The 20,641-nt window shown below is 70.8% G+C and carries 17 protein-coding genes, 1 tRNA gene and 1 pseudogene; 4 read left to right on the top strand and 15 right to left on the bottom strand.

Translation table 11 applies throughout. From position 1 onward, the window contains the following. Positions 1–52 precede the first annotated feature (52 nt). Together IEW13_RS00165 and IEW13_RS00160 are read left to right on the top strand one after the other, a co-directional pair. On the top strand, positions 53–691 hold the full coding sequence (locus IEW13_RS00165) for a VOC family protein (RefSeq protein ID WP_188548906.1): 639 nt from the start codon (positions 53–55) through the stop codon (positions 689–691). A 251-nt stretch (positions 692–942) separates the two neighbouring features. Beyond that, positions 943–1,227 (top strand): hypothetical protein, encoded by a 285-nt coding sequence (locus tag IEW13_RS00160; RefSeq protein WP_188548905.1) that lies wholly within the window; start codon positions 943–945, stop codon positions 1,225–1,227. 43 nt (positions 1,228–1,270) lie between these two features. Here IEW13_RS00160 and IEW13_RS00155 read toward each other — a convergent pair whose 3' ends face one another. From IEW13_RS00155 to IEW13_RS00100, 12 genes and pseudogenes are all read right to left on the bottom strand, one after another. After that, positions 1,271–2,011, bottom strand: a complete 741-nt coding sequence (locus tag IEW13_RS00155; RefSeq protein WP_229744824.1) for a CPBP family intramembrane glutamic endopeptidase — start codon at positions 2,009–2,011, stop codon at positions 1,271–1,273. Next, positions 2,008–5,811, bottom strand: coding sequence for an efflux RND transporter permease subunit (locus IEW13_RS00150; protein WP_188548904.1), 3,804 nt, complete (start codon positions 5,809–5,811; stop codon positions 2,008–2,010). The genes IEW13_RS00155 and IEW13_RS00150 overlap by 4 nt, the downstream gene beginning before the upstream one ends. A 214-nt stretch (positions 5,812–6,025) precedes the next feature. Continuing rightward, positions 6,026–6,751 (bottom strand): nitroreductase family protein, encoded by a 726-nt coding sequence (locus IEW13_RS00145; protein WP_229744823.1) that lies wholly within the window; start codon positions 6,749–6,751, stop codon positions 6,026–6,028. A 36-nt stretch (positions 6,752–6,787) separates the two neighbouring features. Further along, on the bottom strand, positions 6,788–7,312 hold the full coding sequence (gene msrA, locus IEW13_RS00140) for a peptide-methionine (S)-S-oxide reductase MsrA (protein WP_188548903.1): 525 nt from the start codon (positions 7,310–7,312) through the stop codon (positions 6,788–6,790). 59 nt (positions 7,313–7,371) lie between these two features. After that, a complete protein-coding gene (locus IEW13_RS00135; RefSeq protein WP_188548902.1) occupies positions 7,372–8,316 on the bottom strand; it encodes a hypothetical protein in 945 nt (314 codons plus the stop codon). A gap of 93 nt (positions 8,317–8,409) precedes the next feature. After that, on the bottom strand, positions 8,410–9,213 hold the full coding sequence (locus IEW13_RS00130) for an SDR family NAD(P)-dependent oxidoreductase (protein ID WP_188548901.1): 804 nt from the start codon (positions 9,211–9,213) through the stop codon (positions 8,410–8,412). Beyond that, positions 9,213–9,893, bottom strand: coding sequence for a peptide deformylase (locus tag IEW13_RS00125; protein ID WP_188548900.1), 681 nt, complete (start codon positions 9,891–9,893; stop codon positions 9,213–9,215). Before IEW13_RS00125 ends, IEW13_RS00130 begins: the two co-directional genes overlap by 1 nt. A gap of 163 nt (positions 9,894–10,056) precedes the next feature. Next, positions 10,057–10,881, bottom strand: a complete 825-nt coding sequence (locus IEW13_RS00120) for an HpcH/HpaI aldolase/citrate lyase family protein (RefSeq protein ID WP_188548899.1) — start codon at positions 10,879–10,881, stop codon at positions 10,057–10,059. Between the two features lie 164 nt (positions 10,882–11,045). Next, positions 11,046–11,525, bottom strand: a pseudogene (locus tag IEW13_RS00115) (MaoC family dehydratase); the annotation flags it as partial. 257 nt (positions 11,526–11,782) lie between these two features. Beyond that, on the bottom strand, positions 11,783–12,943 hold the full coding sequence (locus IEW13_RS00110; protein ID WP_188548897.1) for an acyl-CoA dehydrogenase family protein: 1,161 nt from the start codon (positions 12,941–12,943) through the stop codon (positions 11,783–11,785). A gap of 123 nt (positions 12,944–13,066) precedes the next feature. Continuing rightward, positions 13,067–15,265, bottom strand: a complete 2,199-nt coding sequence (locus IEW13_RS00105; protein WP_188548896.1) for an acetyl/propionyl/methylcrotonyl-CoA carboxylase subunit alpha — start codon at positions 15,263–15,265, stop codon at positions 13,067–13,069. Between the two features lie 5 nt (positions 15,266–15,270). Continuing rightward, the gene (locus tag IEW13_RS00100) at positions 15,271–16,872 is read right to left on the bottom strand and encodes a carboxyl transferase domain-containing protein (protein ID WP_188548895.1); all 1,602 of its coding nucleotides are present in this window, start codon (positions 16,870–16,872) and stop codon (positions 15,271–15,273) included. A 381-nt stretch (positions 16,873–17,253) separates the two neighbouring features. On the opposite strand from IEW13_RS00100, the gene IEW13_RS00095 reads away from it, so the two are divergent. Next, positions 17,254–17,883 (top strand): TetR/AcrR family transcriptional regulator, encoded by a 630-nt coding sequence (locus IEW13_RS00095; protein WP_188548894.1) that lies wholly within the window; start codon positions 17,254–17,256, stop codon positions 17,881–17,883. 375 nt (positions 17,884–18,258) lie between these two features. Here IEW13_RS00095 and IEW13_RS00090 read toward each other — a convergent pair. After that, positions 18,259–18,334, bottom strand: a tRNA-Thr gene (locus IEW13_RS00090). Positions 18,335–18,518: 184 nt separating this feature from the next. Here IEW13_RS00090 and IEW13_RS00085 point away from each other — a divergent pair. Next, on the top strand, positions 18,519–19,664 hold the full coding sequence (locus IEW13_RS00085; RefSeq protein WP_229744822.1) for a M20 family metallopeptidase: 1,146 nt from the start codon (positions 18,519–18,521) through the stop codon (positions 19,662–19,664). A gap of 17 nt (positions 19,665–19,681) precedes the next feature. Here the strand turns inward: IEW13_RS00085 and IEW13_RS00080 are convergent, their stop codons facing one another. Beyond that, positions 19,682–20,005, bottom strand: coding sequence for an ArsR/SmtB family transcription factor (locus IEW13_RS00080; protein ID WP_188548893.1), 324 nt, complete (start codon positions 20,003–20,005; stop codon positions 19,682–19,684). Then, entirely contained in the window at positions 20,002–20,484 is a 483-nt protein-coding gene (locus tag IEW13_RS00075) for an SRPBCC family protein (RefSeq protein ID WP_188548892.1), read from the bottom strand. The genes IEW13_RS00080 and IEW13_RS00075 overlap by 4 nt, the downstream gene beginning before the upstream one ends. Between the last annotated feature and the right edge of the window lie 157 nt (positions 20,485–20,641).

The raw sequence follows: 20,641 nt of genomic DNA, 5'->3' as shown, positions 1-20,641 counted from the left end.
ACTTGCCGGAGCCTAAACTGCGTCATATCCCGGGCTGTGCCATCCTCGGGTCATGGAACTCGATCACGTGTCCTATGCCAGCGAGAAGGACGGCCATGTGGCCACCGCGGCGCGGATCGCGGAGAAACTCGGGATCCTGCCCTACGACGGCGGCGTCCACCCGAGATTTGGTACCAGGAACCTGATCTTCCCGCTTGCCGACGGTCGTTACATCGAGGTCGTGGAGGCACTCGAGCACCCCGCGGCGCTCGGCACGCCCTTCGGCCAGGTGGTCCGTACCCGCTCCGAGGCCGGCGGCGGCTGGATGGGCTGGGTGGTCCGGGTGGACGACCTCGCGCCCATCGAGAAACGACTCGGCCGTGAAGCGGTGGAAGGCAACCGCACTCCCGAGGGCCGCCCCGAGCTGCGCTGGAAGCAGATCGGCGTCAAGGGCACGCTCGCGGACCCGCAGCTGCCGTTCTTCGTGCACTGGCTCTGCCCCTCCGAGGAGCACCCTTCAGCGCCGAACAACGGTCAGGTGCGCATCGAGAGCCTGCAGATCGCCGGCAACCGCGACCGGTTGCGGGACTGGCTCGGCACCGACGAGGAGAAGCCGATCTCCGACACCAAGATCGACTGGGTGGCGCCCAACGGCACCCCGGGCGTGCTCTCGGTGACCTTCGAGACCCCCAAGGGCCTCGTCACGATCTGAGCCGGCGGTGGTGCGAGCGCAGCGTGAGCCCGGTCCGGCTCCGCAGCACGCGACGTCCGGCCGATAGCCTTATGCGCATGAGCAGTGCGGGCATTCGGTACCACGAGGGCACGCGGTATCAGCGGGCTCAGGCGGCACGTCAGGTTCTCACCGCGGACGGCATACTGTGCGCGGCCGCAGCGAGTATGCTCGCCGCGGCCCCTGCAGCGCTACCGGTCCTGGGCCTCAGACGGCGGAGCAGGTGGCCCCTGGTGGCGGCGCTCGGCGCCACTGCCGGGTTGTGCATGACCGGTGCCAGCCGCCGGAGACCACCGGCGGCGCTCATGACCGCCGCCGCGGTGGTGAATCTGGGCTGGGTCGTCGCCTGCACCTCGACCCTGCATCGCGGGACCGGAATCGGCAAGGCCGCGATGGTCGTCACGGCCACCTTCGACGCCACCGCCGCCACGCTGCAGTGGATCCTCCGGCCAGACGACGATCGCCTGTTGTTCGAGCACCTGCCGGAAGACCTGCTGGCCAAGGCCGTGACCTCCTGAGGAACTCCGCTCCCCGGTGCCGGCTGCCCGATGTGGCCGCGGCTCAGGAGCTGGTCGGGTCCACGGCCGCCAGGACACCGGGTGCGGTGAAGCCGATGACGTCGATGGCGGTGTGTGCCGCGACCAGGGGCATGACTCGCCCGGTGCGCATGTAGTACAGCCCGAAGAGCACGCCCATCGCGACGTTCCCGAAGAACGGCCCGATTCCCTGGTAGAGGTGATACGAGCCGCGCAGGAGGGCGGAGACGCCGATGATGACGGGCCAGCCCCAGCGCATCTCGCGCAGCCGTTCGCTCAGGTAGCCGACCACGAGGACCTCCTCGAGGACGCCGTTCTTGACCGCCGCCAGGATCAGCACGGGCACGGTCCACCAGTGGGCGCCGAGGTTCGCCGGATGGATCTCCGCGGTGAGGCCCAGCGCCCGCCCGGCGGCGTACACCCCGAGCGTGGGGATGCCAATCGCCAGGAGCAGCAGCACGCCGTGGAGCGCATCGCGCCGGGGCCTGTGGAAGTCGAATCCCATCCGGTCGAACGGATTGCCCTCGCGAGCGAGCAGGTACAGCGCCAGCAGCACCGGCACGAGCGCGAAGCCGATGCCCAGCAGCTGGTAGGTCAGGTCGAACCACGGCCGCTCGGACTGCGAGGTGTTCATCCGCGCCTGCGCCTCCGAGAGCGGGCCACGGGAGAGCATGTCCGCCAGGCGCACGACCGCGTAGACGGCCGACTGGCCCAGGGACACGCCCAGGACCAGCAGCACCTCCCAGCCGAGCCGCCGCTGGTTCACCCCCGCGGCTCCGGCGAATCGCCGGGACCGGACTCGCCGCCATCAGGCCCAGGGTCCGGATGCGAAGGCCCGTCACCGTGCCCTGTGGCGCCGGGCTCCCCGGTTCCGCTCTGGGGTTCCCCTGCGCCCCGCGACCAGGTGTCCCCAGCCGGAGCATCATCTGAACCGCCGGTCCCCGGCGCCTCCGGCTGCCGCTCGGCCGGGCTGGCAGACGGTGCCCGGTCGTGCCCGGCGGACGCGCCGCCGCCCACGGCCAGACCGGGATCCGCGGTGCCCGGCGATGCATCGGTGGCATCGGCCGCGCCGGTGGCATCGGCCGCGCCGGGAGCGGAACCCGCACCGGCACGGGCGAGGGCGGCATCGTGCACCTGGTTCTTGACGGCTCGCTTCTCCGCCCGGCGCTCCTTGACGCCTTCCACCAGCACGTACAGGACGGGCACCAGGACCAACGTCAGCACGGTCGAGGACAGCAGACCGCCGATCACGACGATCGCCAGCGGCGCGGAGATGAAGATGCCGCCACCGGTCAGGCCGAGCGCCATCGGCGTGAGTGCGCCGATGGTAGCCGCGGCGGTCATCAGGATCGGCCGGTAGCGCAGCCTGGATCCGTGCAGCACAGCGTCACGCAACGGCACCCCGTCGCGCCGGTACTGGTTGATCAGGTCGATCAGCACGATCGCGTTGGTCACCACGATGCCGACCAGCATGAGCACGCCGATGATCGCCGGGACGCCCAGCGCCGTGTCGGTCAGCAGGAGCGCCCCGACGATGCCGGTCGCCATGAACGGGATCGACACCAGCAGGATGAGCGGCTGCACGAAGGAGCGGAAGGTTCCGACCATGATGACGAAGACGATCAGGATGGCCGCGCCGACCGCCAGGCCGAGCTGCTCGAAGGCCTCCTGCTGTTCCTGCGAGACGCCGCCCAGATCCGCCGTGGCGCCCTCGGGCAGATCCAGCGCGTCCAGCTCCGCCGTCACGGCGCGGGTCGCCGCGCCGACGTCATCACCGCTGAGTTCCGCGGTCACGGTCGCGGCGCGCTGCCCGTCGATGCGGGTGATCGACGGCGCCGTGGTGACCTCCTCGACCGTGGCGATCTCATCGAGCTGGATGGGCTCCACCTCCACGTCCTCCGGCTCGGCCGGCGCCGGCTGGGCGGGCGCGGCCGGCTGCTGGGGCTGCCCGGCGCCGGGATCCTGCGGCGCGCCGGGGACCGCCTGCTGCTGTTGCTGCTGCGCGGCCTCTTCGGCGGCTTCCTCGGCGGCTTCCTCCTGGGCGAGCTGGAGCTGCCGCTGGGAGACGGGAAGCTCGAGTTCGCGCAGCTCCTGGATGGTCTCCACGGGCGTGTCGGAGTACAGCTGCACCGTGCGGGTGATGTCGTCGATGACGATGCTGCCCAGCTGCTGGCCGCGCATCGCGCGCATCACGATCTGCCCCACCTCGGCCTCGGTGAATCCCTCTTCCCGGGCCTGCTCGTGATCAACGCGGACCTCGATGAACGGCTGGGTCGGCTGCAGATCGTTCGTCACGTGACTAAGTCCGTCCAGACCGGAGAGCGTCTCGCTGATCTGCTCGGTGGCCTCGGTGAGCGCCTCCTGGTCCACGGACTGCACGCGCACGCTCATGGCGCTCGTGCCGCCGAAGCCGCCGCCGGACATCAGTTCGACCTCGCCGGCGTCCTCGTCGAGCTCCTGGAACCGCGCGCCCAGACGCTCGTTCGCGGCGGCGACGTCGCTGTCAGGACGCAGGGTGACGGTGAAGGTGGCGACGTTCGGATCCGGTGAGGACATGTAGCCGTCGCCGCCGATGGTGACCTGGAAGGACTCGACGTCGGCGTCCTCACCGAGGATAGCCTCGACTTGCTCGGCGGCCTCCGCGGTCTCCTCCAGCGTGGCACCGGCGGGCAGCTCCTGCGTCGCCATCAGGGTGTTCTCGCCGCTGTCGCCGATGTAGTCGGTCTTCAGCAGGGGCGTGAGCGCCATGCTGCCGGCGAAGATCAGCAGCGCGGCGATCACGCTCAGCACCGGGTGGGCGATCGCCACCCGGAGCACCGGAAGGTACGACTTCTGCAGCCGGGTGGGCGGCTCGGCGATGGCCCGCTGAGTGGAGAGCACCTCCTGGCGGCGCTTCTCCCGGCGGGAGAGCACAGGCTGGCGGAGCTCCTCGTCCTGGTCCAGGACCTCATCAGGCTCAGGCAGCGGCGCGGCGTGCGCGCCGCGGCGCCGTTGCGCGCGCGCCTGCTTACGGCCGGCGCGCCACTCAGCCAGCGCGCTGCGCCGCTGGGTGCGCATCTCCTTGCGGGCGTCGCCACGGAGCTTGGTACGGCTGACCCGGCGCTGCAGGAACCAGTACGCCAGCACGGGGACGATGGTCAGGGCGACCAGCAGAGAGGCCAGCAGCGCGATGGCAGAGGTGATGGCGAAGGGACGGAAGAGCTCGCCGGCCTCGCCCTGAACGAGTGCCAGCGGCAGGAAGACCGCCACCGTGATGAAGGTCGACGAGGTGATCGCGCCGGCGACCTCCTTCACGCCGCTCATGATGCTCTGCCATTTCTCGGTGCCCAGGCTGTGATGCCGCCGGATGGACTCCACCACCACGATGGAGTCGTCCACCACGCGGCCGACGGCCATCGTCAGCGCCGCCAGGGTGAGCAGGTTGAGCGAGTACCCGCCGGCCCACAGCCCGGCGAGGGCCACCAGGAGGGAGAGCGGGATGGACACCGCGGTGATGACGGTGGCCCTCGCGGATAGCAGGAATACCAGGATGATGACGATGGCGAAGACCAGGCCCAGCATGCCCTCCGCGGCGAGGGACTCAATGGAGTCCTCGATGAACGGCGCCTGGTCGAAGACCGTGACGAACTCCAGCGAGCCGCCCAGCTCGGAGCGGGCTTCGTCCAGGGCCGCGGCGACGCCGTGGGAGACCTCGACGGTATTGGCGCTCGGGGTCTTCGTGATGGAGAGGGACAGCGACTCCTGCCCGTTCGTACGCGAGATGCTGGACTGCGTTTCGTCGACGAGGTCGACATCGGCGACGGCGTCCAGCCGGACCGGGCCGTCGGCACCCATGATGACGAGCTCGCGCAGTTGCTCGACGCTCTCCAGCCGGGTGCCCACCTGCACCGGTTTCTCGGTGCCGTCGTCGCTGAGGGAGCCGGCGGAGACGGCGACGCCGTTGGCGGTGAGGACCTGGGCGATCTCCTCCAGCGAGGCGCCTTCGTCCTCCAGGTCGTCGGCACGCACGGTGATGGCGACTTCCTGGGTCTGCTGTCCGAAGACGCTGGCATTCCGCACGCCCGGCACATCGTTCAGCTTGGGCACGACCACGTTCTCGAGCTGCTCGGCCACCCGGTCCTGGGACTCATCCGAGGTGACGGCGAGCATGACGACGGGGAAGTCATCCAGGGATCCGGTGATCACCTGCGGCTCGACGCCGTCGGGCAGCTGCGCCTCCACCTGGGCGACAGTTCGCTGGAGGGAGCGCACGATGTCGTCGGAGTCCGTGCCGTAGGAGGTCTCCACCATGATCTGGGAGTTCCCGGTCGAGGAGGTGGAATCCATCTGCTCGACCTCGGCCACCCCGGCCAGCGCGCTCTCCAGCGGTTCGGTGACCTCGGACTCCACCGCCTCGGGCGAAGCGCCCTCGTAGGTGGACAGCACGAGCGCCTGGGGGAACTCGATCGGCGGCAGGAGCTCCTGTTTGAGCATGCGCGCCCCGAGCAGCCCGAAGATGATCACCACGACCGCCAGCAGAGCGATCAGAGCGCGATTGGCCAGGCTGATCCGGGTGAGCGCGGTCATGGGACTCCTTATTGCGCGAACATGACAAGAGGGGTGCGGCCACTACGGTACGCGAGGGCGCGGACCATGCGCCGCGTGGCCCGCCCTACTAGGCGGCGGGGGTTATCCCCCGCTGTCTCCCCCTACTCCACCAGAGAGACCCGTTCTCCCGGTAGTCGGGGCCGTCACCGGCCGGGCATGACAGACGTCATGGTGCCGGCCGTGCGCGACTGCTTCAGTCTTGTGCCCGCAGGGGCGGTTGCGGCGCGGGCAGGCGGGAGAGGACGGCGTCCACGTCCAGCTCCCGCGGCTTGGGCCGGGCTCGCTGCGGATCCGGCCGGCCGATGTAGAGCCAGCCCATGAGCACCTCGTCCTCACTCAGCCCGTGCAGGCGGCGCACCGGCTCGCTGCGCACGAGAGGTCCCGTACGCCAGTGCACGGCCCAGCCGGCGGCCCACAGGGCGAGGGACAGCAGATGCCCCGCCCCGGCGGCACTGGCGTGCTGCTCCCATTCGGGGACCTTGGGGTGCGGCCGGTGGACGCCGACGAGGGCCAGCAGTAGCGGGGATCGCAGTGGCCGCCGGCTGTAGACGGAAGGATCGTCGGAGAGCGTGCCGGTGGCGTCGTCGAAGGCACGGCCCAGGGCCTTGCGGTCATCGCCGCGCAGTGCGATGAACCGCCAGGGGCGCAGCCCGGCGTGATCGGCGACCGGCGCCACGGCACGCAACAGCCGGGCGAGTTCCTCGTCGTCCGGCGCCTCGTCGCCCGAGGAGGCCAGGGAGCGACGGGACGCCATCGCCGTCAGGAACGCCTCGCGGTCGAATCCGGCCGGGTGCAGGCCGGCTGATTCCATGCCGTCCGCGCCGGCCGTACCCGCCGGCTCATTCCTGGGCTCACGCCGGGCAGAGGGCCCAGAGCCCCCGGCGGCCTCGGCCGGCGGTTGCGGGGTGTGCTCCGTCATCGGCGTCCCCTCCTCGGTCTGGGCGTCGTCGTCTGCTCAGGCGACCCAGTCGGCGAAGCCAGCGCGGGCCTTCGCCAGCTTCGGGTTGATGATCACCTGGCAGTAGCCGTTGAACGGGTTGCGCGCGTAGAAGTCCTGGTGCACCGGCTCGGCCGGGTGGAACTCTCCCAGCGGCTCCAGCGTGGTCACGATGGGACGGTCCCAGTTGGCCTGCTGCGCCTTGATGGCGGCGGCGAAGCGTTCCTTCTCCGCCTCATCGCGGTAGAACATGGCCGATCGGTACTGGGTGCCCACATCGTGGCCCTGACGGTTCAGGGAGGTCGGGTCGTGCGAGGTGAAGAAGATGTCGAGGATCACCTGCTCGGGGACGACGTTCTCGTCGAAGCGGACCCGCACCGCCTCGGCGTGACCGGTGGTGCCGCTGCAGACGGACTCGTAGTCCGGGTCGGGAGTGTGGCCGCCGGTGTAGCCGCTCACGACCTCCTCCACTCCCCGGGTCCGCCGCAGCACGGCGTCCAGGCACCAGAAACAGCCGGCCGCCAGCGTCAGTTCAGTGCTCATATCAACCGTGAAGGAACACCCGCGGGAGAATATTCCGCCAGCCGCGCGGAGCCATCACCTCAGCGTTCGTCCTTGACGATCTCCAGGTCTTCCGGATCAGGCCAGTCGGCGGCGCTCAGGCCGGAAACGTCGGCCTCCTCGCCATCGCCGTCCTCGTCCAGCACGGGAAGGATCGCGATGTGCTCCAGCCGCCCGTCCATGATGCCGATGCTGATCTCCAGGACGGCGCCGCCGGCGTCGCGGAAGCGGCCGCGCACCGGGTGGGTGTGCTCGTGCGGGACCAGCCGTTCGGCGACGGCGTCCTCATCCACTTCAGCGAGGAGGAACTCGTGGCCGCCGAGCGCGCTGAACCGGGCGGCGCCCAGCTGCGCGCGCAGCGCACGGGCATTGGCCGAGTTGCCCGGGACGAGAGCGTCCAGGACGGCACGCTGCCGGTCCGTCAGCTCGATCTCCTCGACATCGTCCTCGTCCTCGCCTGGCTGGAAGATGCTCCCGCCGAGCGGCGCGAAAGCCTGCCACACGCCCTGGCCCGGGTCCATCGAGAATTCCAGATCCCCGCGGCGGGCGGCACGTTCCGCGGCGATGTAGGCGGCGGCCATGAGCGCGGTCGTACCGAGAGCACCCACCAGGCGCGGGCTGCGGACACCGGCGCGCTCCAGCCAGCGGTCGGTCCACCAGTTGGCCTTGACCCGCGGGCTGAAGAGGGCATAGCCGAGGATGCCGGCCCCGGCTGCCAGGCCGGCGTCCAGGCGTACGTTGGGGGCGGCGTCGTCCTCCTTGCCGAGGTTCCTGGTCAGCCAGGAACCGGCGGCCGTCAGTCCGGCGTAGCCCAGCCGGTAGGCGAGGCGACCCGGCCCCGGCCTGACGTCGTCCGGGCGCATGAGCGACTGCACGCCGGCCACCGCGGTCGCAGCGGCGAGTTCCGCTCCCCTTCTGAGGGCGGCGCGCTGCCGGTTGAGCTCGTCCATGGTCTGGGCTGCGGATTCATACCGGGCTGCACTCATGGGCCCCATTATGCCGGTTCGGCCGCTGCCGGGCCGGGGCGCGCGGCAGCAGGACGCCGCTGCGCTCCGGCGCGGCGGGCCGGCTGCGCCCCCTCAGGAACGGGCGATCATGCCGGCGGAGAGATCGATGTCGGCACCGCACATGCCTGGCATGTGCAGCATCGCCACGACTGCGGCGGCGACCTCGTCCTCGGTGACCAGGCGATTCAGTGCGGCCCGGCCGGCGAACTCGGCGTATGCCTGTTCTGCCGGTATCCCGCGGCGTTCGCCTTCCAGCCGGAAGTTGCGGTCCATGCGCGGTCCCTCCACAGGACCGGGCGACAGGGAGTTGACGGTCACGCCCGCGGGGCCCACCTCATAGGCGAGCGTCGCGGTGAGCCCGATGACGGCCATCTTCGAGGCGACGTAGGGCGTGCGGCCCGGAAGGGGCCGTTTCCCCGAGACGGAGGCCAGGTTGATGACGTCTCCCGTGCCGCGCTCCACCATCGGCGGCAGGAACGCCCGGCACATGAGGTAGACGCCGCGGACGTTGATGTCGAAGACCTCGTCCCACTCCTCTGGCTCGATGTCCGTCAGCTGGGCGACGGGACCGGCGATGCCGGCATTGTTGACCAGCACGGAGACGTCCTCCCCGGCCAGCTCGCGGGCAAGCCCGGCGACCGCCTCCGGATCGCTCGTATCGCACGGCGCCGTACGTGCCTGGCCGCCGGCAGCGGAGATCTCCTGGTGCACCTCGGCGAGGGTGTGCTCACGGCGGCCGACGAGGACCACGCGGGCGCCGCGGGCGGCCAGCGCAAGCGAGATGGCGCGTCCGAGGCCGTTGCCGGCACCGGTGACGAGCATGGTGCGGCCGGCGATCCGGTCCGGCTCGTAGGTCGTGGGCGCGGTGCCCGCCATCAGAGGATCTGTCCCGGCGCGGCGAGGGTCCCCTGCGCCAGCGGGAAGCCGAGCGCCCGAGCGGCGGCATCGGGGGTGGCCTGGTTCCAGAGCACCGCGACGGCCTCGTCGCTGGCCAGGGACCGCATCTCGGCACGGTCGAGGTACAGGATGCCGTGCAGATGATCGGTCTCGTGGGCGATGATGCGTGCCGGCCAGCCGGTCATGAGTTCGTCCACGGCGGCGCCGGAGGCATCGGCGCCGGTGAGCCGCACCTGGCGGGACCGCTCGACGACCGCCTGATACCCGGGCACCGAGAGACAGCCCTCGTAGAAGGAGACCCGCTCGTCGCCGATGTCCTCGTATTCGCCGTTGAGGATCACGCGGAACGGCAGATGGGACCGCTCACGGGCGTCCTGGGCCTCGGGCGGGACATGGTCCGGGACGGGATCTTCCGCGACGAACAACTGCACGCCGATGCCCACCTGCGGGGCCGCCAGCCCGACGCCGGGAGCGGCGCGCATGGTCTCTCGCATCGCTTGGATGAGCTCGGCGAGCACGTCGTCGTCGACCTGGCCGTCGAAGCGCTCGGCGCGTTCGCGCAGCACCGGCGCGCCGGCAGGGACGAGCGGCAGGATCCCCTCGTTCTGACGGGCGTCGTCGAGGGCGGCATGGATCTGGTCGTACACGTGTCGGCTCACACCGCCCACTCTACTGGCGCCCGGCAACGACGCCTGTGCCTAGGCATCAGCGAACTCGGGCATCCACCGGGAACACCCCGGAGCTCCTTAGCTCCGGGGGTGTGTACTAGTTCCCGGTGAGCTCACCAGGAACTAGTACACAACGCCGGAATCAACAGCCCGCTCACGCCTCGGCGCGGGCGACGACGGCCTCGGCCTGGCGCAGCAGCGGCGCGTCCACCATGGCGCCCTGGTAGCTGAACGCGCCCTGCGCCCCCTGCGCCGCGGCCAGCACTCCGCGCGCCCACTCGAGCCGCTCCGGGTCCGGCCGGTAAGCCTCGCGCACCACGGGCACCTGCGCGGGATGGATGCTCACCTTCGCGTCGAAACCGCTGGCCACGGCGTCCTCGGCGATGGCGCGCAGGCCGTCCAGATCGCCGATGTCCGGGTGCACCGAATCGAGCGCGAACCGGCCGAAGGCGCCGGCGGCGATGAGGGTGCGCGCCCGCACGTAGCGAGCGACGTCCCGCAGGCCCGGCACCCCGGGCACGCCGGGGAACACGCTGGAGGTCCCCCCGAGCGAGGCCACCAGGTCCTCGGCGCCCCACATGAGCCCGGCAATGTGCTCCGCGGCGGCGATCTCCTCCACCCGCAGCGCTCCCGCGGCGGTCTCGATCAGCGCGATGACCTCGTATCCGGCCAGGACCTCAACCTGCGCGGCGGACTCGGTCTTGGCGAGCATCGCGTAGCAGTAGCCGGTCTTGCGCAGCGCTTCCAGGTCCGCTTCCTGTTCCCCGGTATCCGCGGCGTTGATCCGCACGACGGTGCGTTCCGGGTCCAGCGGCGAGGCGAGCAGCGCCTCACGGGCGGCGGGCTTGTCCTGCGGCAGGACGGCGTCCTCCAGGTCGAGGATGACGACGTCGGCGCGCTCGGCCGCCTTGCCGTAGCGGTCCGGACGGTCTGCCGGGCAGAAGAGCCAGCCGGGCCGGCGTACCAGCGGGTGCGTCATCGGGTTCCCTCCGTCGTCGTTCCTGCGGCACCGCCGGCATCGGCGATGCCGCTTCCCCCGCCAGCGCCTGCCGGGCCGAGGCTAGCCTGGGCGCCCGCAGCGACCTCAGCACCTGGTGCACCGGACGGGCCGCCAGCGTCTCCCTGGGCACCGCCCGGACCGTCGGCAGCATCGGCGTCCTGCGGGCGGCAGTGCATGAGCGTCTGCCGAACCGCGCGGGCGACCAGCACCCCGTCCTGGTTGTAGCCGCGGTGCTCCAGCGTGACGATGCCCTGGCCGGGGCGGGATTTCGACAGGCGCGTCTCCTTGATCTCGGTGACGGCGTAGAGGGTGTCACCGTGGAACAGCGGCGCCGGGAACGACACCTCGGAGAAACCCAGGTTCGCCACGATGGTCCCCTGGCTCAGCTGCGACACCGACAGCCCGACCAGCGTGGCCAGGGTGAACATCGAGTTCACCAGCCGCTGCCCGAAGGGTTGCTCCGCGGCGAACGCCGCGTCCACGTGGATCGCCTGAGGGTTCATCGTGACCGCGGAGAACCAGGTGTTGTCCGCCTCCGTGATGGTGCGCCCCGGGGCGTGCCGGTAGACGTCTCCGGCGGTGAACTCCTCGAACCACAGTCCGCGCTGGACGATCTCAGCCATCGTGCTCCTCTCCTCGTCTTCAGCCTGTCATACCCGTGCTCCGCCACGACGGCGGGCCGTCACCGCACCGACAACGCCCGCGGGCGCACCACCGGCAGCACACCCGAACCGGCACTGCACCGGCACCGCACCGGCACTGCGCCAGCACCGCACCGGAGCCGGACCGGCATCGAACCGGGGTTGAGCCCGGTCAGCGCCGGAACGGCGCCAGATCCGTGTCGCGACCGCCCCGGCACGCCGCTTGGCCGATACGGGACCTAGAGCCCGAGTTCCCGTGCGATCAGCATGAGCTGCACCTCCGTGGTGCCCTCGCCGACCTCCAGGATCTTCGAGTCGCGATAGTGCCTGGCGACCAGGCTCTCGTTCATGAACCCGTAGCCGCCGAACACCTGGGTGGCATCGCGGGCGTTCTCCATGACCGCATCGCCGGCCACCAGCTTGGCGACCGCCGCCTCCTTCTTGAAGGGCTTGCCGGCGAGCATCTTCGACGCCGCCGCGTAGTAGGCGGCGCGCGCGGTCGCGGCGCGGGCCTCCATATGGGCGATCTTGAAAGAGATCCCCTGGTAGGCGCCGATGGGCTTGCCGAAGGTGGTGCGCTCCTTGGCATAGCGGACCGATTCGTCCACACAGCCCTGCGCGGCGCCGACCGCGAGCGCGGCGATCGCCACCCGGCCCTCGTCAAGGGCGTGCAGGAAGTTGGCGTAACCGCGGCCCCGCTCGCCGAGCAGATTCGCCTCCGGAACGCGCGCGCCGGAGAAGCTCAGCGGATGGGTGTCCGAGGAATTCCAGCCCACTTTGTCGTAGGCCGGCTCGACGGTGAAACCGGGGGTCCCGGAGGGCACGATGATGGTGGAGATCTCCGGTTTGCCGTTCTCCCGCGTGCCCGTCACCGCGGTCACCGTGACCAGGGAGGTGATCTCGGTGCCGGAGTTGGTGATGAACTCCTTGGCGCCGTCGATGACCCACTCCCCGCCTTCCAGCCGCGCCGTCGTGCGGGTGCCGCCGGCATCCGTGCCGGCGCCGGGCTCCGTGAGGCCGAATCCGGCCAGAGCGCGTCCGGTGACGAGGTCCTGCAGCCAGGTCTCCTTCTGCTCCGTGGTGCCGTGCCGGTAGAGCGGCATCGCGCCCAGGCAGACGCCGGCTTCCAGGGTCACGGCGAGGGACTGGTTCACTCGCGCGAGTTCCTCAATGGCAAGGAAGAGGGCGAAGGGGTCACCGCCCATCCCGCCATACTCCTCCGGGAAGGGGAGCCCGAACAGGCCCAGCTCCCCCATCTTTGCGACCAGCTCGTAGGGGAAGGCGTGCGCGGCGTCGAGCTCCGCGGAGACGGGGGCGACCTGTTCATCGGCGAACTCGGCCACCACCCGGCGCAGGTCCTCGTATTCGTCCGGGAGCTCGCCCGGGGTCAGCGCTGTCATATCTGCTCCTTGTCCTTCAGATCCTTGAACGCGTGTCACGCTGCTGCCGCGATGACGCTCGTTCACTCCCGGCAGCGGTCTCGGGTCCTTTTCACGTTCCTCGCATGGGTTCGTCGCGTCTCCTCAGCCGCCCTCACCTGCCGGTGGCTGTTCCTGCGCCGGGCCGCCGGCCCCGCGGTCGCCCGATCCGGGGCTGTCCGATCCAGGAGTGCCCGGGCCGGGATTGTCCGCTGCGGAGTCCTCCGGCGGCAGCACTGCCGCCAGTTCCTCGTCCACGGCGACCTGCGCACCGGTGTGCGTGGCCAGCCGCAGCACCCCGTCACCGGGGCTGGTCAGGACGTGCTCCATCTTCATCGCCTCCAGCACGATGACGGGTTGCCCCGCGGAGACCTCGTCCCCGTCCGCCGCGCGCACGTCGATGACTGTGCCCGGCATGGGCGCGGTGATCCGCTGACCGGCGGCCCCGGGTTCCAGGGACGTCTGGGCACCGCGTCGTTCGAAGGCGGCGTTGCCCACCCAGACGGTCGCCTGCACGGCACCGGGAATGCGGCGCACCCAGGTCCGGAACTCCGCCGACGGCGCCGAGCCGTCGCCGGCGGCCAGGGCAGCGGCCGGCAGGACGATCTCGCGGGTCTCCTCGCCCTGGTCCGCACCGGAGCCGGCGGCACGGCTGAGGGTGATGACGGTGTCGCGCCGCCCGGAGACGAGCCAGCCATCGGGCACGGCCCAGGGACTCGGCGGTCCCTGATCGTCGCGGGCGGCCTGGTCCAGCTCGGAACGGGCGAGGGCAACGGCAGCCGCCCTCCAGTGCTCCTCGGTGACCGGCTGCGCGAGCTGCTGCGGATCGGCTTCGGCGGTGAGCCGGTCGATCAGGTCCGTGTCCATGTCCCCGGCCCTGACGTCCTCGCGTGCCAGCAGCAGGCGCAGGAATCCGGTATTGGCGACGACGCCGGGCAGCGCCGTCTCCGCCAGCGCCCGCTCCAGCCGCGACAGCGCTTGAACTCGGTCGCTGCCGTGGGCGATCACCTTCGCCAGCATCGGGTCGTACTCGGTGCCGATGCGCTGGCCTGCCGCGATGCCTGAATCCACCCGGATCCCCTCACCGGCGGGCAGGACCGCGTCGAGCAGTTCCCCGCCGGTGGGCAAGAAGCCCCGGGACGGGTCCTCGGCGTAGACCCGCGCCTCGACCGCGTGACCGCCGGTGGCCAGGCGCGCGTCGATCGCCTCCTGGTCCAGCGCGAGGGGCTCGCCGGCGCCGATGCGCAACTGCTGCTCCACCAGATCGATCCCGGTGATCTCCTCGGTCACGGGGTGCTCCACCTGCAGGCGGGTGTTCATCTCCATGAAGAAGAACTCCTCGGGAGCGTCCGCGGAGACGATGAACTCCACCGTGCCGACACCCCGGTAGCCCACGCTCCGGGCCGTCTCGCAGGCGGCTTCGCCCAGCCGGGCGCGGGTCGCGGGGTCGATCAGCGGACTCGGCGCCTCCTCGATGACCTTCTGGTGCCGTCGCTGCAGCGAGCATTCGCGTTCGCCGGCGTGCACCACGGCACCGTGGGCGTCGGCGATGACCTGGACTTCGATGTGCCGCGGGGTGGCGACGAGCCGTTCCAGGAAGAGGGTGTCATCACCGAAGCTCGCAGCCGCCTCCCGCCGGGCCGACGCCAGTGCCGCAGGCAGCTCCGCCGGATCGTGCACGGCGCGCATGCCCTTGCCGCCGCCCCCTGCCGAGGGCTTGACCAGGACGGGAAAACCGATCTGGCCGGCCGCCGCGACGAGCTGCTCGTCGCTCAGTCCCGGTTCGGCGATCCCCGGTACCAGCGGCACTCCGCGCCGGGCGACGGCGGCCTTCGCCGTGATCTTGTCGCCCATCGTCTCCAGCGCCTCCGGGCCGGGTCCGAGGAACACGATCCCGGCGTCCTCGCAGGCCCGGGCGAAGGCGGCGTTCTCGCTCAGGAACCCGTACCCGGGGTGGATGGCTTCGGCGCCGGTGGCGCGGGCGGCGTCGATGACGGCGTCGATGTTCAGATAGCTCTCGGCGGCCGATGCCGGGCCGATCCGTACGGCCCGGGTGGCGGCCCTCACGTGGGGTGCTGCCGCATCGGCGTCCGAATACACCGCGACCGAGGCGATGCCCAGCCGGTCCAGGGTGCGGATGACGCGGCAGGCGATCTCACCGCGGTTGGCGACCAGCACCGTGCCGAACAGGGGATCCGCCGGTCCGGTGGACGCGGAGGCTGCCGGCGCGGCGCCTGACCGGGCCGGGTGCTGGGATGGGCTGGCACTCTGGGGTGGAGTGGCGTTCTCGGGTGGGGTGGTCATGGCGATCACATCCTGAAGACGCCGTAGCCGTCCGGCTCCGGCACCGAATGGCGGGCGAGGTCGAGGGCGAGTCCGAGCACCCGGCGGGTGTCCGCCGGCTCGATGACTCCGTCGTCCCACAGCCGCGCGGTCGAGTAGTAGGGGTTTCCCTGTGCCTCGTACTGGGCCCGGACCGGGGCGGTGAGCGCGTCCTCCTGCTCGGCGGTGAACTCCTCGCCCTTCGCCTCGACCTGATCCCGGCGCACCGTCGCCAGGACGGACGCAGCCTGTTCGCCGCCCATCACCGAGATCCGGGCGTTGGGCCACATCCACAGGAACCGCGGGCTGTAGGCGCGTCCGCACATGGAGTAGTTGCCCGCCCCGTAGGAGCCGCCGATGACGACGGTGAACTTGGGCACCGAGGCGGTCGCGACGGCGTTGACCATCTTGGCGCCGTGCTTGGCGATGCCGCCGGCCTCGTAGTCGCGCCCCACCATGAAGCCGGAGATGTTCTGCAGGAAGACCAGCGGGATACGGCGCTGGTCGCACAGCTGGATGAAATGCGCCCCCTTGAGGGCCGATTCGCCGAACAGCACTCCGTTGTTCGCGATCACGCCGACCGGGTGGCCGTGGATGCTGGCGAACCCGGTGACCAGGGTGGTGCCGTACTCGGCTTTGAACTCGTGGAACAGGCTCCCGTCGACGATCCGGGCAATCGCCTCGCGGACGTCGTAGGGGGTGCGGGAGTCCGTGGGGACGACGCTGGTGAGCTCGGCCGGCTCGAACGCCGGCGCCGCGTACTCTCGGACCGGCCACAAGGGCTGCCGCTTCGGTGGCAGGCCGGCCACGATGTCACGGACGATCTCCAGGGCATGGGCGTCATCGGCGGCCAGATGGTCCACCACGCCGGAGGTGCGGGCGTGCAGTTCACCGCCGCCGAGCTCCTCCGCCGTGACCTCCTCGCCGGTGGCGGCCTTCACCAGCGGGGGGCCGCCCAGGAAGATGGTGCCCTGCTTGTGCACGATCACGGTCTCATCGGCCATGGCCGGGACGTAGGCGCCGCCGGCGGTGCACGAGCCCATCACCGCAGCGATCTGGGCGATGCCCTGCTTGGACAGCTGTGCCTGGTTGTAGAAGATCCGGCCGAAATGGTCCCGGTCGGGGAACACCTCGTCCTGCAGCGGCAGGAACGCGCCGCCGGAATCCACCAGGTAGATGCACGGCAGGCGGTTTTCCCGGGCGACCTCCTGGGCGCGGACGTGCTTCTTGACCGTCATGGGGAAGTAGGTGCCGCCCTTGACCGTGGCGTCGTTGGCGACGATGACGCACTCCCGGCCGGAGACCCGCCCGATCCCGGTGATGATGCCCGCACCGGGAGCGGCATCGTCGTACATGCCGGTCGCGGCGAGCGGGGAGAGCTCCAGGAAGGGCGTGCCGGGATCGAGCAGCCGGTGAACCCGGTCCCGTGGCAAGAGCTTGCCGCGGGCAGTGTGCCGGGTGCGAGCGGACTCGCTCCCGCCGAGTGCTGCGCGGGCCGAGCGCTCGCGCAGTTCGCCGATGAGTTCCTCATGGCGGGCCCGCGTGGGCGCGGCCCGGGACTCGTCGACGGGATGACCGATAGGGCGCATATCCGTAGCTCCGTTGCCACTTGAGTTAACTATGATTAACTGACTGCAGTGTAGGCACGTCCCGGCGGACGGAGCAAGGGAGTCTGATGCGGATGGAGCGGCGCGGCGTCCAAGGCGGCTGGCAGCGCCCGGGGCGCGCGCCGGCAGGCATGCGCCTCCGGGGGCGCGGCGTGGCACTCCGGCCCGTGCCCTCAGACCGGGACCGCCCGCGCGGAGCGATCCGGCGCTCCGGCTGGGCACCGCCCCCGCCAGGTATGCCCGGCTCCAGGAACAGGAAGGCGAGAGGCACGATGGCGGCCTCCGGTCGCCTCACCTAAATGCCGGCGCTCCGAGGGCGGGACTGCGCGGAGGGACGGGGCGAGAACGAAAGGAGCGTGTGCCATGGCCGAGCCGATGAGCCGCAGCGCGCAGAAGGCACAGCGCCGCGAGCAACTGCTGCGCGCGGCCGCCGGACTGTTCGCGGAGCACGGCTTCCGTGCGGTCCGGCTGGAGGACATCGGCGCCGGGGCGGGGGTGTCCGGGCCCGCCGTGTACCGGCACTTCGCGTCGAAGGAGGCGGTGCTCACCGAGCTGCTGGTCGGCATCTCCGAACGCCTGGCCGACGGCGGCCGGACGGTCGTGGGGAACGCCGGCACCGGGGCAGGCTCGGCGGAGGCGGCGATGCGCGGGCTGGTGGACTTCCACGTGGACTTCGCGGTCTCGCACCCGGAGCTGATCCGCATCCAGGACCGTGATTTTCCCGCTCTGCCGCAGGAGGCGCAGCGCCAGGTGCGCAAGCTCCAGCGCATCTACGTGCAGTGCTGGGCGGAGGCGCTGCAGCGGTATCAGCGCGAGACGTCCGGCAATGGTGCCGGGCGGCCGGCCGAGGGTGATCCGGCGGCCGCGACCGTCCGGGTTCAGGCCGTGTTCGGACTGATCAACTCCACCCCGCACCTCGGGACGCGCATGCCGCACCGCCTCGTGCGCGAACAGCTGACCGAAGCCGCTCGCGGGGCGCTGGGCCTGCGGTGACCCGGACAGCCGCGCTGCTCTGCTGCTCACCAGGAACGGGTGGGCCAGCTGCTTGCCCGGAACGGGCGCCGGCTGAGGCTGGCACACCGGGCCCGTACACGTATCGCCCACAGACATCTCTGCCGCTTACCCCCGGATTCCTGCCGATCAGGATGGGCAAGCAGACTCTGACACGCTTGGGCCATACACACTGTTCCGGTAACCGCCCGCTTACCCAGCGATGTGGACGACACGGTCACGTTGCCCGTGAATATCCGGTCAACGTGACCATTTGGGCGTAAGCGGGCAGAGCCGGGGCTACGTCCCGCGAGTTGCGCCGGGACTGAGACGTCAAAGTCCCGCGACATCGCCGGGACGATGGTGCGGGACTTTGCGTGGAGCCCTCGAGGGGAATCGAACCCCTGACCTATTCATTACGAGTGAATCGCTCTGCCGACTGAGCTACGAGGGCAGGTGCACAAGGTGTGCAGCCACCGGTTTACTGTAGTGGAGTAGCGCGCGAACGGTCAAAGCGGACGAGCGGTCCGAGGATCCCCCTCCATAGGGAGCACCACGCCGAAGATGAGCCCCCTGGGGCTCCGTCTGCTTCGGTCCGTGCCCGCGCATGTCCCCAGCCCCTCGTGGAAAGGCCATCCGTGTCCACCGCCTGGTTCGATCTCCGCCGTTTCCTGAACGAACTGGAGAGGCTGGTGAACACCGAGTCCCCCTCCCATGACCTTCCCGCGATGAGGGCGTTCGCGGAGCTGGTGGCGGACATCGGCGCCGCCCATCTGGGCCGCCCGGCCGAGGTGCTGGAACGCGACGGCCGCCGGCATCTGCGCTGGACCTTCGGAACCGGCACGGCGCGGGTGCTGCACCTGGCCCATATGGACACCGTGTGGCCGCTGGGCACACTGGCCGGCATGCCGTTCAGCATCACCGATGGCATCGTCCGCGGCCCCGGCTGCTACGACATGAAGGGCGGCCTGCTGATGTCATTCCACGCCGCCGCCGAACTGCTCCGCAGGCATGGTGAAGCGGGGCTGGAGGGCCTGACCATCCTGTGCACCGCCGATGAGGAGATCGGCTCGCCCACCTCGAGGTCGTTGATCGAGGAGACCGCCCGCGGCGCGGATGCCGCGCTGGTCCTGGAGTCCGCCGGGCCGGACGGGGAGCTGAAGATCGGCAGGAAAGGCGTCTCGTTCTACGAGCTGCGCGTGCACGGCCGTGCCGCGCATGCCGGCGTCGAGCCGGAGAAGGGCGTCAACGCCGGGATCGAAGCGGCCCACCAGGTGCTGCGGATCGCGCAGCTGGGCAACCCCGGAGCCGGCACCTCGGTGGTGCCGAGCGTGCTACGGGCCGGAACCGTGACCAACACGGTGCCGGCCGAGGCGTCACTGGCGATCGACTCACGCGCCACCACAGTGGCCGAGCAGCGCCGCGTCGACGCAGATCTGCGCGGGCTCGCGCCGGTGAACTCCGCAGCGGGCCTGGAGCTCCTCGGCGGGATCAACCGGCCGCCGATGGAGGCCGAGAACGCGATGGGCCTGTTCGCCCGGGCGCAGCGGATCGCTCACCGCCTGGGGCACCGGCCAGTGAGGTCCATCACGGTGGGCGGCGGCTCCGACGGTAATTTCACGGCGGGCATCGGCACCCCGACCTTGGACGGGCTCGGCACCGTCGGCGGCGGGGCGCATGCGGCGAACGAGCACGTCGAGATCAGCTGGCTGGAGGAGCGCACCGCGCTCCTGGCGGAGCTGACCGCCGAACTGCTCGGCCACGCTGCGGCGGCACGCACCTGAGGGCGGGTGCCGAACGCTCAGTCCTCCTTCTCGGCGCGGGCCCGCAGCCGTTCCAGACGCCGGTCCCAGCCCGCCGCGATCTGCTCGAGCTCGGCGGCCGCAGCCGAAAGCGCGGCTGCGATCGCGCGGTAGCGCAGTTCCCGCCCGTGCCGTTCCTTCTCCACCAAGCCGGCAGCGTGCAGCACCTCGAGGTGCCGGGCGACGGCCTGTCTGGTGACTGGCAGCTCGACGGCCAACGCCGAGGCGGAGGCAGCCCGGGCGCCGACCCGCTGGAGGATCTCCCACCTGGTGTCGTCGCCGAGGGCGGCGAACACGACGGCGGGCGAGTGAGCCTGGCTCATCGGCGGCCGGTCAGAGCGCGCGCCGCCAGAGCGAGTTCTTCTTCCCAGCCGGCGGAGTTGCTCTCGATCATGGCCCGGAGAGCGCGGGCATCCTCAGCCAGCGTCGCGAACCCGCTCTCCACCACGCGCAGAATCACTTCGCCTCCCGCATCCTGCAGGAAGAACTCGACGAGAGTGGACGCCCCGGGCCCCAAATCGCCTGTCCGCTTCTGGGCATCGGCGCCGAGGTAGCCGCGGAAGGCCGCGTAGCGGGGCCGCTCCAGGGCTACCGTCGCGACGGCGAAATCTCCGTAAGCGGGATCATGCACGAGGACGCGATCCGGGGCGACACGTTCCACGTCCTGCGCCACCTCGCTGCCGTCGTTGATCCACCAGCCGGGGGCACTGACGAGGTCCCAGACACGCTCCAGTGGGGCATCTATGCGTATCTCCCGTTCGATGCGGTCGAGTTCGTTTCCTGCCGTTCTCTGCTCCGTCATGCAATCAACCTATTGCACATTGCGCCCACATGCAATACTTCTGTTGCACTTCCTTCTCCGGCCCGACCCCGACGGCCCGGCCCCGGTGACAGAAACGCAGCAAAGGATGCGAGGCCCCGGATGGAGTAGCCGGGGCCTCACGGCGCTCTGCCACGAG

Origin of the sequence: Sediminivirga luteola (assembly GCF_014639315.1) — a bacterium.
Classification (GTDB): Bacteria; Actinomycetota; Actinomycetes; order Actinomycetales; family Brevibacteriaceae; genus Sediminivirga; species Sediminivirga luteola.
Note: the sequence above shows the minus strand (reverse complement) of the source record. Positions and strands in the feature narration are given on the sequence as shown.